Raw genomic sequence first — 12,780 nt, 5'->3', positions numbered from 1 at the left:
TGCTATTGTGCTCCCATTTTGCGTTGCTTGCCAGCGCCGAAATGCCAAGAGCGAAGATGCGGATTGGGCAACGCCGGTGAGCTTGCCGTATCCTAAATACACATGTGCGGACGCTACCGACTCACGGCCAAAGAGCGCTACCTGCGCGACCACTTCGGCATTGAAGACGAGCTGGAGTGGGCGCCGCGTTACAACATTGCACCCAGCCAGCCGGTGCTCGCGGTCCGCCAGAATCCGTCCGAACCCAAGCGCAGCTTCAGCCTGCTGCGCTGGGGCTTGATTCCGTATTGGGCCAAGGACCCCGCGATTGGTTTCAAGACCGTCAACGCCATGTCGGAAACTGCCGCGGAAAAACCTGCGTTTCGTGAAGCCATGCGCAAGAGCCGGTGCCTGCTTCCCGCGGACGGCTTCTATGAATGGCAGAAGCTGGCCAAGAGCAAGCAGCCCTACAACATCGGCATGGCGGATGGCTCCGTCTTCGCCTTTGCCGGACTGTGGGACCGCTGGCGCAGCCCCGCGGGCGACCTGCTGGAAACCTGTACCGTTCTCACCACTGACAGCAACGCGCTGGTGCGCGAAATCCACGATCGCATGCCGGTCATCCTGCGCCCCGGCGACTACGACCTATGGCTCGACCCCGGAGTGACTGATCCAGCGCGCGTCGCCCGCCTGCTCCAGCCGTTCGATGCCCGCTTGATGAAAAAGTATCCGGTCAGCACGCGCGTGAACAACGTGAAGTATGATGATCCGGAGTGCGCGGCGGAGATTGTCTTGGCGCCTGCGCAACGAATGACCCTCTTCGACTAACGCGAAAGGCAACCACGGCATGAGCGACAAAGCCACTGAGCAATCCTTGCAGCGCATCCGCAAGTTCGTTGAAAAATACTGCGAGAAATCCGGCACCACCACCCACCCTGACCCGGAAGTATTGGAATGCGTGGTCGTCGGGCTGGCCAAGCATCTTGACACGCTGGGCAAGCCGCTCTGTCCCTGCCGTTTCTATCCCGACAAGAAAGAAGAGATCACCCATCGCACATGGATTTGCGCCTGCGATGACATGCAGATCTACAAGTACTGCCACTGTCTGTTGTTCGTGAACAAAGATGGCCTGCCCATCACCGAATACCTCCCTGAAGACCACGACGGACGCAAAGCCTACGGCCTGGTGCCTGATCCCACTCCGGACAAAGGCCGCGCCCTGCGCGATAAAGCCGCCGAACGCGAGAAGGAGCGGAAAGAAAGGCCTTCGTGACTCTCTCTCGACATGGGTACCAACAACTGCCCGTGAACGGCACCCCTATCGGGGACGCTCGATGAGCGACAAAGCCGATGCCGCGAAGCATCAGCCACAGGCAAGCAGAGTAAAGGATGGCAGGAACCCACAGAATAACGCACTGACCGATGAGTGCTTCCAACCATCGCGGGTGAACGCTTCCGAACCAGCTGCGGTCTAGAAGCCAAGCCCAAGGTGCGCCAAATAGAAAGCCATATCCGGCGATGTGTTCATGTCGCCAGTGAAATCGGTCAGCTACATTTATGAGTATGGTTAAAACAGCAGCAACCATAAAAGGCGATGCTACGATAAGTCTTTTAATCCAAATCACAGTTGCTCCTCCAGAACCTGCTGCGAGAGGCTAACATTTACAGACACGCAAGTGCGCCTATCTCTTATCGGGCAGACTGCTAGAGCCATCCTCATTATGACAGATACACCTACGCAGCGAAGTGTCCACTTGATTCGATCGCGCTCACTGTATGCGCCCATGCTCTCTTTGATCGCCCTGGCGCTGCTGGTCTGTTGTACCAAGAACGCGTCGTCGCCGCCGGATCATCCCCGCCTCACTCCCGGCGTGATAATGCGCGATGTCACGTTCCACAACGCCGCTCTCAATCGCGACATGCCATACCGCGTCATATTGCCTGCCAAGATTTCCTCGGGCCAGAAGCTGCCTGTGGTTTATTTGCTCCATGGTGGGGGCGAAGGTTTTCGCAGTTGGTCGAACGACTCCGACGTTGCGCGTTTCGCCGAGCCTCACTTTGCCGAACGGGGCTTGATCCTGGTGATGCCGGAAGGCCATTCTTCTTACTACACCAATTCCGCCGATCATCAGCAGGAACGATACGAAGACTACATTGTTCATGATCTGATCGCTGATGTTGAGAGCAAATTTCCCGCGGCTCCCGGCCGCGCCAGCCGCGCCATCATCGGTGTCTCGATGGGCGGATTCGGCGCAGTGAACATGGCGTTGAAACATCCTGACTTGTTCTTCTTTGCTGCTGGCGTCAGCCCGGCCATTGACGTTCCCAGCCGTCCGTTTTCCATCAAGCGCGTTGACCAGTGGCGCCATCACAGTTCCATCTTTGGCCCGTGGGGAAGCCAGACGCGACGGGACAACGATCCCTTCGTCCTGGCCCGGTCCGCCGAGCCAGCCAAGGTCCCATACCTGTATCTCTCATGCGGCGACAAAGAAGGTCTGTTGCCGGCAAACCGCAAGTTCGCGCTGCTGCTGGATCCGCGCCATTTGCGCTACGAGTTTCACGTCAATCCCGGCGGGCACGACTGGAACCAGTGGAACGCCCATTTAGATCGCATCTTCGCAAGCCTGGTTGAGCATATGGCCAAAGCGAACTGAAGCCTCTTCGGCCATCTCTTGGAACAGCGAACGGGCTTTTGCTGCAAGCGGGCTTTTCATTTCCACGCCGCCCCGGCCTTCTGATAAAGTGAGTCTGGCAAACAAGACTCTTTCTTCATGTGGCTGAAACGACATTTTGGAGCGCGCTCCGCCGCCGTGGACCAACTGGGAAAGCTGGAGTCGGAGGTCATGGAGCGCATCTGGGCGCGCGGCGAGATCAGCGTCCGCGATCTCCATCAGGAATTCTCTGGCCGCCTGGCCTACACCACGGTGATGACCACCTTGGATCGTCTCTACAAGAAGGGCCTGTTGCAGCGGCGCAAAGTGGGCAAAGCCTATTTCTATGTCCCCGCGTTCACGGAGAAGGAATACCAGGAGCGCGTGGCGCAGCATCTGTTCGGGATGGTGTTGCATGAAGGCGTTAACAGCCAGGCGGTCCTTTCCAGTTTTGTGGACGCCGTGAGTGAGCGCGACCAGCGGATGCTCGACCGTCTGGAGCAACTGGTGAAAGCCAAGCGGCGCGCGCTGCGCCGTCCGGAGTAGCCCCATGTTTTACGCGCTGGCGATTGCGCTCTGCCTGGCGGTCCTGTTCATCGTGCTGGCCGCCGCCTCTATACTTTGCCTGCCTGCGGTGAAACTTTTCCGCCAGCGGGCAGGGGCCATCGCGCCGGCGCACAGCGCCAATCTGCTGTTTGCCATCCGCATGCTGCCCTTGGCCTTGGCCTCACTGGTGACGGTGGGATTTGTCTTGCCGGCCTTTGTGGAGTTTGAACCGGCATCCACCGGTGAAGGCATGAGTCTGCGGCTGGCGGCCCTGGCGACGGCTGGCGCTCTGGTGCTGATCGTCATGCTGGTCCGCGGCTTGCGTATTCTTCGCGCCACGCGCCTGGCGCAGGATCAGTGGCTGGCGAACAGCGAGCCTCTGCACCTCCCCGGCATGACATTTCCCATCTACCGGGTTGCAGGCTGCGCTTCACTCCTGGCGGTTACAGGGTTTCTGCGTCCCCGGGTATTTATTGCTAAAGAAATCTTGGAAACGCTCTCCGCCGAGGAGTTGTCTGCGGCGCTGGCCCATGAGATGGCCCACGTAAAATCTTTTGATAACCTGCGCCGGCTGCTGCTGGGAATCACCCGGCTGCCGGAGCAAATCACAATGGTCCGCGCCGTGGACACCGCGTGGACCCAAGCGTCAGAAGTCGCCGCCGATCAAGCTGCTTTGACCGCGGGCGCTTCGGCGCTGGACCTGTCATCGGCCCTGGTCAAGGTTGGGCGACTCAGCCGGCCTCCGTTGCCCATGGGTCCTCTGGCAGCTTCCCATCTGCTTCCATGCGGAAGCTCACTGGAAGCCCGCGTCATGCACTTGCAGGAACTCCTGGAAGAAGGCGGCGGCAATCTGGCCAGGCCCGCGCAACGTGGACCCCTGAGCGCCCGGCTTCTTCTTTTCGCTACCCTGGCTGTGCTCGGCTATGCCATCGCTGTTCCGGTTGTTCTGCCGGCGATCCACGACATTCTGGAATTTCTCGTTCGCTGAGCTCCTCCGCTCGGCTAGCTGACCTGTTGCGTGTGCAATATACTTGCCCTGACCGTGCCTAGACTTCTTGCATTCCTGATATTGGCCTCAGTGATCTGGTCCGCAGGACTGCCAGCCCCTGCGGCGCAGGATGCTTCGTCCGATATCAAAGCCCAGATCGAAAAGGCCAAGTCTTTGCGCGTCGCAAACTCCCCGGACGAAGCGCAGAAAGTGTTCCAGTCCCTTCTGCCGCAGCTTCGTTCCCGCGGGCCCAGCCAGGACCTTGCTACCGTTCTGAACAATCTGAGTGACATCGCTAATTCCGCCGGCGATTACGACCAGGCGGTGGCCCTGGCGCGCGAGAGCACGAGAGTTTGCCAGAAATTGCAGGACAAGAATTGCGAAGCCGAAGCCCGCAATGATGCCGGTTTCGCCTTCTTGAACGCCGGAAAATATCCTGAGGCCGCTGAAGAGCTGGAACTGGCCTTGAAGCTGGCCGGCGAGGGCAGCGACCCGCAAACCGCTGTGCTCATCCTCAACAATCTGGGCAACGTGCAGTATTACGAAGCCAAATACTCTGAGGCGCTGCGCACGTATGAATCGGCCATGCAGTATGTGGAGAAAGGCGCGGGCCAGCCGTGGACCGCGTTCTGGCGCCAGATCACGCAGGCCAATCTGGCTACGTTGTATCAGCGCATCGGAAATAACCGCCGGGCCATCGCCATTTACCAGGACATCCTCGAATCCGGGAAGGCCCAGGGGCTTTCGCCGCGCGACGTGGCGCAAATGCACATCAACCTGGGTGTGGCGTTTCGACGCTTGGAAGACATCCACAGCACGCTGGTCAATTACCAGCAGGCGGAACTTGCTTACGCTCGCGAAAAAGATGCTGACGGCGAAATCGGCGTTCTTAAGAACCGAGGCATTGTCGAGGTCATGGACCTGCGCAAGCCGCAGGAGGCCCTCAAGACGTTTGATCGCGCGCGGGCGCGGGCGGAGAAGACGGGGAACCGGCGTGAAGTCATGCAAACCACGCTCTATCGCGGAGAAGCGCTGCGCCAGTTGCAACGGTTCCCGGAGGCGTCCAAGGAGTTGGAAGCTGCGCTGGCTGCTGCTGAGCAACTGAACACGGTGGAAGAACAATGGAAGGCCCTCTACGCCCTGGGACAGATCGCGCAAAGCCAGGGCCGCGCGGACGTGGCCGAGCAGAAGTTTCGTGACGCCATCAAGCGCATTGAAAGTTTGCGTTTCAAACTGCAGTTATCGCGTTTGCGGACTGATTTTCTCGCCGACAAGCGCGAGGTTTATGACGCGCTCATCCAGTTGCTGCTGGACCGCAATGACTCTGGCGCTGCGTTTGAGTTCATGGAACGCAGCCGCGCGCGCGTCTTTCAGGACCGCTTCTTCACCGGCACGGTAGCGCCATCTTTGCTCACGGTGGCGTCAATCCAGGGCCGCTTGCCGGCTGGCACGGCGCTGGTTGAATTCTGGCAAGGCAAAGATGCGGTGGCGGCTGTCTGGGTGACTCGCGACTCCACCGGGATCGCGCTGAAAAAGTTCGCGCCAGGCGAAGTTGACCAGCTCGCCCAGTTGGTTTCCAGCATGCCGGAAAATCTTGGATCGGACTGGAAGAATGATTTTCAGAAGATCAGCGCGCTGCTGCCCAGCGGAATCGCCCCGCTGTCTGACGTCCGCTACCCCCATCTCCTGATCGTGCCGGACGGCTTCCTCAGCATGGTTCCGTTCGAACTCCTGCCGATCTCGCAAGGGAGCGCCGTGCTGGAGAGTCACGACGTAACGTATTTGCCCAGCGCGATCTTGCTTTTGCGCGGAGCCTTGCAGAAGTCGGCAGGCCTGGGATATCCATGGCAGAGACAACTGGTGGCCTTCGGTGATCCCTCGGTAGTCGGCAGCGGAGAGAGCTCGCTGGTGGGCGCCTCGCGCGGCGAGCTTGGCCGCCTTCCCAGTTCGGCAGATGAGATTCGCGCCATTGCCGGTATGAGCGCCGGTCGCGCCAAGCTGTTCCTTGGTCCGGAGGACGTTAAGCCGAGTTTTTTTGATTCCACCCGTTCGCGCGCCGCACTGCTGCACGTGAGCACGCACGCCGTGGCTGACATGGACAACCCGGAGCGCTCGCGACTGCTTTTTTCGCCCGACCAGCCGGGTGAGCCCAACAACTATCTCTTCCTGAAAGAACTGTATGACCTGGACCTGCGCGGCGTGGACCTGGCAACGCTCTCGGCGTGCGATACGGAACGCGGGCGTCTGGTGCCGGGCGAAGGCGTGCAGGCTTTCAGCCGCGCGCTGCTGGCCGCGGGATCACGCTCCGCGCTGACCACGCTGTGGCGCGTGCCGGACGGCCCCACTGCCGAGTTCATGAAGCAGTTTTATTATTTCCTGCTGAAGAAGCATAAATCCAAGGCGGAAGCCTTGCGCCTCACCAAGCTGGAGTTCCTGCGATCGGGGACGGAATTGAGCCATCCCAAATACTGGGCGGCGTTCGTCCTGAATGGCGACGGCATGGATCCCGTGCCCAGATTCATTCCCTGGCAAATGCTGTTGCTTCCCCTGCTGGTTGTGCTGGCCGCTGTGCTTGTGTTGTTTCAGGTTCGCGCCAAGCGCAGATCAGCAGAGACCGTCCAGGGGACTGTGAACAGGTCCTAGAAGGAGTTGCGGCATTTGCTGTTCTGCGCTCAGCTCGCTTTACTACTTCGCTGTGACTTCAAATCTCTGCGCGCCCGACGCGGCAATCTCTTTGCCTGCGGCGTCGTATGCCGTCACTTTCCACTCCAGGGGCTTGTGGGGAATCGCGGCCAGGGTCTTCACTTCAGATGCGGCGGCCAGAGAAGTCTGAGACGTTTGTCCAGTCCAATCTACGTGGCCATCCACTTCCATGACTTCCACGGTGTAGCTGGCGGCGCCGGCAACGGCTTCCCATTGCAACTGCTGCGGAACTTGAGGCACGTTGCCAATCGGACCGACCAGATGAATGCTTCCCGATCTCATGTTTCCCGTGCCCACCTGTCCATTGATCGGCCCCGGGCCGGAACGGTCATACAGCGATACTCCCAGAGTGATGGCGATGATCAATGCTGCCGCGGCCGCCATGTAAGGGACTTTGAATAAACTGCGCCACGCCAGCACCCTCCCTTTGGGTTGAACAGCAGGATTCTGGTTGCGCTGCAACTGGGCGGTGATCCAGGCCACGGCGGCGCCTTCGTCGGCAGAAGGAGTCGCTGCTTCAAAGCTTCTCAGCATGGCCAATTCGGTCTGGCAGTGCGCACAGCCGGCCACATGCTGGGCCTTGGGATCGGCGGAGCCCAGCTCCACGTTCTCCAGCATTTCAATTGGAGGACAATCTTTGGTGGCGGATACTGCTTCCTGCCAGATTTTCGTGTTGTTCGCGTTGTCGGCCATGTTACTTCTCCTGAGGACCCGGGTTACTGACTTGCCTTCCATCTCTTTGTGGCTCGTTCCAGCTTTCTCTTGGCGCTTACCAGGTAAGCCTTGGCTCCGCTGGCGTTGTCCAATTTCAACATGCGGGTAATCACATCCAGGGGGACCTCTTCTGCATAATGAAGCGTGAAGACCGTCTTTTCGGTTTCTTCCAGCGTTTCATTGATCAGTTGGCGCGCAAGTCCCGCCAGTTGGTTGCGTTCCACTGTTTTCAGGGGATTGTCGCTGACCAGGTCGGGCAGGGTTTCCATGACCGTCTCGTCAGTTTCCATCACCGGAGCGTTGGCTCGCGACCGCACACTATTAAGACAGTGGTTCCGGGCCACGGAGAACAACCAAGTTGAAAATTTTGAATCTCCTTTGAACAAGGAGAGTTTTTGGTAGGCTTTGGCGCAGATTTCCTGGGCCAGGTCGGCCGCCGATTCTCGGTCCGGCGCGAATGACAAGCACCAGCGGGCCACCTTCACGTGGTGGCGTCGAAACAGTTCGTTTACATACTGTTCCGCGGTCTGCTTGTCGGCTTCCTCGCGGTATTTTGCGATTAGGGCCTCGTCTGCAAGCTCTTCCCAGGCCATCGCCGGGATTATAGCAACCCCGCCCCTTCTGCGGGCCTCCAGTGAAGCGGCGTTGCCACGTGCCGGTGACAACGCCAGTTCACCAGTGTGGTGACTAGCCGTAGCGCCTCCCGCCCGCTCCAGCGAGCAGTCCTGGCAAGGTTCTGCCCGCAAGGAGCCGATTGAAGGTGCCATGGTAGTCTGCGCAGCCACGCCGTAAATTCCTCCCAACATGATTAAGACCCATCACCAATCCGTGCGGAACAGCTTTTTGGTGCTTTTGGGCCTCTTTGTTGAGGATGGTTCAGGGGCTGTTTGTGGCGACCATAAGCAGCCTCTCAATCCCTCCAAATCATTGATTTAACAAAGGATCGTGCCTAGTGGTAATGTATTGGGGTCTATTGGAGCCATTGCCATGCCGCCCAGTTCTCTTACGGCGCAAGACCGCGAAATGCTGATCGCCGCCGCCCGCAAGGCGCTGGAACGCGCTTACGCCCGTTATTCCAACTTCCGCGTGGGAGCCGCTGTGCTCACCGACCAAGGTGAAGTCTTCACCGGAGTCAACGTGGAAAATGCCTCTTACGGGCTTACCAATTGTGCTGAACGTTCAGCCATCTTCACCGCCGTCCAGCTGACCAAAGCGGCCAAGCTCTCCATCCGCGCCGTGGCAGTCGTCACCGGCGACGACGTTCCATGTTCGCCCTGCGGTGCCTGCCGCCAGGTGATTTTTGAGTTCGGCGACCATGCCGTGGTCATCTTCAAGGGGCAGCAGGGGTATCTAGAGATGTCCATTGAGGATTTACTGCCGCACAGCTTCCGTTTATCCTGACCTTCAGATGCACGTCACTGACCTGATCCGGCGCAAGCGCGATGGCGGCGAACTCCAGCGCGAAGAAATCGAATTCCTGATCAACGGCTACACCCGCGACGCCATCCCTGACTACCAGATGTCCGCGTGGCTGATGGCGGTTGTCATTCGCGGGATGACCCGCGCCGAGCTGGCCGCGCTCACCGAATCCATGCTGAACTCCGGCCAGGTGCTGGACCTCTCCGACCTTCCCGCGCCCAAAGTGGACAAGCACTCCACCGGCGGCGTGGGCGATAAGACTTCACTCGTCCTGGCCCCTGTGGCTGCCGCCGGAGGTCTGTACGTGCCCATGATCAGCGGACGAGGCCTGGGCCACACCGGAGGCACGCTCGACAAACTGGAGTCCATCCCCGGCTTCAACGTGAATCTCTCCGTCACCGAATTTCGCCGCGTCTTGGCGCAGTGCGGCGCGGGGATGATCGGCCAGACGGCGGAGATTGCTCCCGCGGACAAGCGCATTTACGCGCTGCGCGATGTGACCGGCACGGTAGAAAGCCCATACCTGATCTGCGCGTCCATCATGAGCAAGAAACTGGCGGAAGGCATTGACGCGCTGGTGCTCGATGTGAAGACCGGCAGCGGAGCGTTCATGAAGTCAGAGAAAGACGCCGCGTTCCTCGCAGAGTTGATGGTCGAAACCGGCCAGCGACTGGGCAAGCGCATCGTGGCCCTGATTACCGACATGGACCAGCCGCTGGGCCGGGCCGTGGGCAACGCCAATGAAGTCGCCGAGTGCATTGACGTCCTCAACGGCAAAGGCCCTGACGATCTGCGCGAACTTTGCCTGGCGCTCAGCGCCTGGATGTTCCTGCTGGGCAAACGCGTGGCCACGGTGGACGAAGGTAGAAAGCTGGCAGAAGAGCTTATCGCCGGCGGAAAAGCGCGCGAGAAATTCCGCGAGATGATCCGCCTCCAGGGCGGCAACCCGGCGGTGATGGACAATCCCGCTCTGCTGCCGCAAGCCAAGCAGCAAGCTGACATCGCCAGCCCGGGACCAGGCTACGTTACCAGCATCATGTGCGAGCAAATCGGCACGGCCTGCGTGCTTCTCGGCGGCGGAAGAGAAAAGAAGGAAGATTCTGTGGACCCCGCAGTCGGAATCATCGTGCATAAAAAGCTCGGCGACAAGGTGTCCGCCGGAGAGCCGCTATGCACCGTCTACTACAATTCGCAGGAACGGCTTGAGCAAGCGCGGCCACTTATTCTGCAAAGCTACAAGATTGACGCGACGCCGCCTACGCAGACCAGGCAACTGGTGAAACGCATTATTGGGGACCAGAGCAGCTAAGCATTCGATACATCCTGCGCAATCCGCGGCACCACTTCGCGCAATAAGGCCTTGAACTGCCCGGATATCTTTTGCCCGGTCTCCAGCACTTCCTGGTGACTGATCTGCTGGTCCAGGATTCCCGCGGCCATGTTGGTCACGCAGGAAATGGCCAGGACTTTGATGCCCAACTGACGCGCGGCAATCACTTCCGCCACCGTGGACATCCCGACCAGATCGGCGCCGATGGCGCGCAAGAAACGAATCTCCGCCGGAGTCTCATAGCTGGGGCCGAGCATCCCGGCATACACGCCCTGGCCCAGTTCAATGGCCAGTCGCTTGCCGGCTTCCAGCGCGATCTGGCGATAGCTCTTTGAATAAGCTTCCGTCATATCAATGAACCGCGCGCCAAGCCGTGGATCTTCCGCGCCAACCAACGGGTTCTGGCCCTGCAGATTGATGTGGTCGGTGACCACCACCAGCCGTCCTTGTCCGTACTCGAGCTTGATGCCGCCGGCGGCGTTGGTAAGCACGGCGGCGCGGACGCCCATGCGCGCAAAGACTCGCATAGGGAAGACGACGGTTTCAGCCGGATAGCCTTCATACAGATGGAACCGGCCTTGCATCACCACCGCCGGGCTGCCGGCAATGTTGCCGATCACCAACTGGCCGGCGTGGCCGATCGCAGTGGAACGCGCGAAGTGAGGTATCTCCTGATAAGGGACGCGGACCGCGTCTGCCATCTCGTCGGCGAATCCTCCCAGCCCCGATCCCAGCACCACCGCCACGCTGGGACGCAACGGCGTGCGTGACAAAACGAATTTGGCTGCTTCTTCCGCTTGACTGAATTGGTCGCTCACTCTGCTCGCTGACCTGCCTATGGCTGCCCCGGCCTGTAAAGGCCGCGGCTGTATTTTAGAAATCAAATTGTAAATGCTATAGTTCCGTCCATGTCAGAACTTCGTTCCGTATGCCGCCGTGTTGTCGTCCTGCTGCTATTGCTTTCCGCCATCCCGGCCTGGCCGCAGGCCATCAAAATCCAGAAAACACCTGCCGGTCCTGAACAAAAAACAGCACGCTATTTTGAGTCGGTGCGCAATCAGCCGTCACTGCTGATGGATTTCCTCAAACAAATGCCCAAGGGCGCGGACCTGCACAATCATTTGTCGGGCGCCGTGTATGCGGAAAGCTTTGTGAAGTGGGCCGTACAGGACGGCCTGTGCATTGACCGCCCCACGTCTTCCATTTCGCCGCCACCTTGCGATGCCACCAAAGACCGTCCTCCGGCCGGCGCCGCATATCAAGACCAGGGGCTTTACAACCAGCTTTTGGACGCATTCTCCATGCGCGGCTGGCTCCCGGCGCGAGAGTCCGGGCATGACCACTTCTTTGCCACCTTCGGCAAGTTTGGCGCCGCCGGCAATGGCCACACCGCGGACATGCTGGCGGAAGTGCGCTCCCGCGCGGCCGCTGAGCACCTGCAATACATGGAGCTGATGTTTACGCCGGACGGCGGAGCAGCATCCGGACTCGGGCGCCAACTGGGCTGGAATGACGATTTCGTCAAGATGCGCGATGGGCTGCTCGCCGGCGGGCTCGACAAAGTATTCGCCGACACCAGCAAGAACCTGGACCAGATTGAAGCGGCCGAAAAGCAAATCATGCATTGCGATCAGCCGCAAGCTGACGCCGGTTGTGCCGTGCAGGCCCGCTATCTCTACCAGGTGGCGCGCGGTATCCCGAAGGAAATGGTCTTTGCCCAGTTGCTCACCGGATTTGAGATGGCAACGCGCGATCCGCGCGTCGTCGGCCTGAATATGGTGATGGCCGAAGACTGGTACGTCCCCGTCCATGACTTCAACCTGCACATGGACATGCTGGACTTCCTCCACAAGCTCTACCCCAAGGTGCACATCACGCTCCATGCCGGCGAGCTGACGCCGGAGATCGCCGCGCCGGAGGAACTGTTCCACATTCGCGCTTCCATCGAGAAAGGCCAGGCTGAGCGCATCGGACACGGCGTGGACGTGATGCGCGAACCCAATCCCACTGAACTGCTCAAGAAGATGGCGCGCGAGCGAATCCTGGTGGAAGTCTGCCTGACCAGCAACGATGTGATTCTGGGCGTGACGGGCGCACGGCACCCGCTGCCGGTGTATCTCAAGTTTGGTGTCCCCGTGGCGCTGGCCACTGACGATGAAGGCGTTGCCCGCTCGAACATGACCCAGGAATACCAGCGCGCCGCGGAAACCTATCATCTCAGTTACGCCGACTTGAAGAAGATGGCGCGAGCCAGCCTCGCGTTCAGTTTTCTTCCCGATCAAGAGAAGACCAAAGCCAAGGAAACGCTGGAAAAGGCTTTCGCCGAGTTTGAGCGCAAATTCTAGGTCTTTCGACTTCGCGCTTGGCGGCGCTACGCGCTCAGATTTCGGCAGCGGGCTCCCGCTACCCACCCCAACACGCCAAAACCGGGCGCGCCGGGGTCCCCGGTT

General features: G+C 59.7%; 12 protein-coding genes. 9 read left to right on the top strand and 3 right to left on the bottom strand.

All coding sequences use genetic code 11. From position 1 onward, the window contains the following. The first annotated feature begins 102 nt into the window (after positions 1-102). The 6 genes from LAO20_15690 to LAO20_15665 all read left to right on the top strand — a co-directional run bounded on the left by LAO20_15690 (position 103) and on the right by LAO20_15665 (position 6,807). The gene (locus LAO20_15690; GenBank protein ID MBZ5532871.1) at positions 103-807 is read left to right on the top strand and encodes an SOS response-associated peptidase; all 705 of its coding nucleotides are present in this window, start codon (positions 103-105) and stop codon (positions 805-807) included. Between the two features lie 19 nt (positions 808-826). Further along, positions 827-1,252, top strand: coding sequence for a ferredoxin:thioredoxin reductase (locus tag LAO20_15685; protein ID MBZ5532870.1), 426 nt, complete (start codon positions 827-829; stop codon positions 1,250-1,252). A 511-nt stretch (positions 1,253-1,763) separates the two neighbouring features. Further along, positions 1,764-2,633, top strand: a complete 870-nt coding sequence (locus tag LAO20_15680; GenBank protein ID MBZ5532869.1) for an esterase family protein — start codon at positions 1,764-1,766, stop codon at positions 2,631-2,633. A gap of 117 nt (positions 2,634-2,750) precedes the next feature. After that, positions 2,751-3,176, top strand: a complete 426-nt coding sequence (locus LAO20_15675; protein ID MBZ5532868.1) for a BlaI/MecI/CopY family transcriptional regulator — start codon at positions 2,751-2,753, stop codon at positions 3,174-3,176. 4 nt (positions 3,177-3,180) lie between these two features. Further along, on the top strand, positions 3,181-4,164 hold the full coding sequence (locus tag LAO20_15670) for a M48 family metalloprotease (GenBank protein MBZ5532867.1): 984 nt from the start codon (positions 3,181-3,183) through the stop codon (positions 4,162-4,164). A gap of 90 nt (positions 4,165-4,254) precedes the next feature. Further along, positions 4,255-6,807 carry a CHAT domain-containing protein gene (locus tag LAO20_15665; protein MBZ5532866.1) on the top strand — a complete coding sequence of 851 codons (2,553 nt, stop codon included), beginning with the start codon at positions 4,255-4,257 and terminating at the stop codon, positions 6,805-6,807. A 42-nt stretch (positions 6,808-6,849) separates the two neighbouring features. Here LAO20_15665 and LAO20_15660 read toward each other — a convergent pair whose 3' ends face one another. Both LAO20_15660 and LAO20_15655 read right to left on the bottom strand, forming a co-directional pair. Further along, positions 6,850-7,560, bottom strand: a complete 711-nt coding sequence (locus LAO20_15660; protein MBZ5532865.1) for a hypothetical protein — start codon at positions 7,558-7,560, stop codon at positions 6,850-6,852. Positions 7,561-7,583: 23 nt separating this feature from the next. Further along, on the bottom strand, positions 7,584-8,348 hold the full coding sequence (locus tag LAO20_15655) for a sigma-70 family RNA polymerase sigma factor (GenBank protein MBZ5532864.1): 765 nt from the start codon (positions 8,346-8,348) through the stop codon (positions 7,584-7,586). Positions 8,349-8,568: 220 nt separating this feature from the next. On the opposite strand from LAO20_15655, the gene cdd reads away from it, so the two are divergent. Both cdd and LAO20_15645 read left to right on the top strand, forming a co-directional pair. Beyond that, positions 8,569-8,982, top strand: coding sequence for a cytidine deaminase (cdd, locus tag LAO20_15650; GenBank protein MBZ5532863.1), 414 nt, complete (start codon positions 8,569-8,571; stop codon positions 8,980-8,982). Positions 8,983-8,989: 7 nt separating this feature from the next. Further along, positions 8,990-10,309: a thymidine phosphorylase gene (locus LAO20_15645; protein ID MBZ5532862.1), complete on the top strand. Its 1,320-nt coding sequence runs from the start codon at positions 8,990-8,992 to the stop codon at positions 10,307-10,309. On the opposite strand, the gene LAO20_15640 is transcribed toward LAO20_15645, so the two are convergent. Next, positions 10,306-11,148, bottom strand: coding sequence for a purine-nucleoside phosphorylase (locus LAO20_15640; GenBank protein ID MBZ5532861.1), 843 nt, complete (start codon positions 11,146-11,148; stop codon positions 10,306-10,308). The genes LAO20_15645 and LAO20_15640 overlap by 4 nt on opposite strands. Before the next feature lie 90 nt (positions 11,149-11,238). On the opposite strand from LAO20_15640, the gene LAO20_15635 reads away from it, so the two are divergent. Further along, positions 11,239-12,675, top strand: a complete 1,437-nt coding sequence (locus tag LAO20_15635; protein MBZ5532860.1) for an adenosine deaminase — start codon at positions 11,239-11,241, stop codon at positions 12,673-12,675. Positions 12,676-12,780 lie beyond the last annotated feature (105 nt).

The sequence above is a fragment of the Terriglobia bacterium genome (genome assembly GCA_020072815.1).
In the GTDB taxonomy this organism is placed as follows: Bacteria; Acidobacteriota; Terriglobia; order Terriglobales; family Acidobacteriaceae; genus Angelobacter.
This window is presented reverse-complemented; position numbering and strand designations above follow the sequence as displayed.

Bases quoted from the DNA above. Each gene is read 5' to 3' on its own strand.
- LAO20_15690 (MBZ5532871.1), top strand. From the start codon at position 103: ATGTGCGGACGCTACCGACTCACGGCCAAAGAGCGCTACCTGCGCGAC.
- LAO20_15685 (MBZ5532870.1), top strand. From the start codon at position 827: ATGAGCGACAAAGCCACTGAGCAATCCTTGCAGCGCATCCGCAAGTTC.
- LAO20_15680 (MBZ5532869.1), top strand. From the start codon at position 1,764: ATGCTCTCTTTGATCGCCCTGGCGCTGCTGGTCTGTTGTACCAAGAAC.
- LAO20_15675 (MBZ5532868.1), top strand. From the start codon at position 2,751: ATGTGGCTGAAACGACATTTTGGAGCGCGCTCCGCCGCCGTGGACCAA.
- LAO20_15670 (MBZ5532867.1), top strand. From the start codon at position 3,181: ATGTTTTACGCGCTGGCGATTGCGCTCTGCCTGGCGGTCCTGTTCATC.
- LAO20_15660 (MBZ5532865.1), bottom strand. From the start codon at position 7,560: ATGGCCGACAACGCGAACAACACGAAAATCTGGCAGGAAGCAGTATCC.
- LAO20_15655 (MBZ5532864.1), bottom strand. From the start codon at position 8,348: ATGGCACCTTCAATCGGCTCCTTGCGGGCAGAACCTTGCCAGGACTGC.
- cdd (MBZ5532863.1), top strand. From the start codon at position 8,569: ATGCCGCCCAGTTCTCTTACGGCGCAAGACCGCGAAATGCTGATCGCC.
- LAO20_15645 (MBZ5532862.1), top strand. From the start codon at position 8,990: ATGCACGTCACTGACCTGATCCGGCGCAAGCGCGATGGCGGCGAACTC.
- LAO20_15635 (MBZ5532860.1), top strand. From the start codon at position 11,239: ATGTCAGAACTTCGTTCCGTATGCCGCCGTGTTGTCGTCCTGCTGCTA.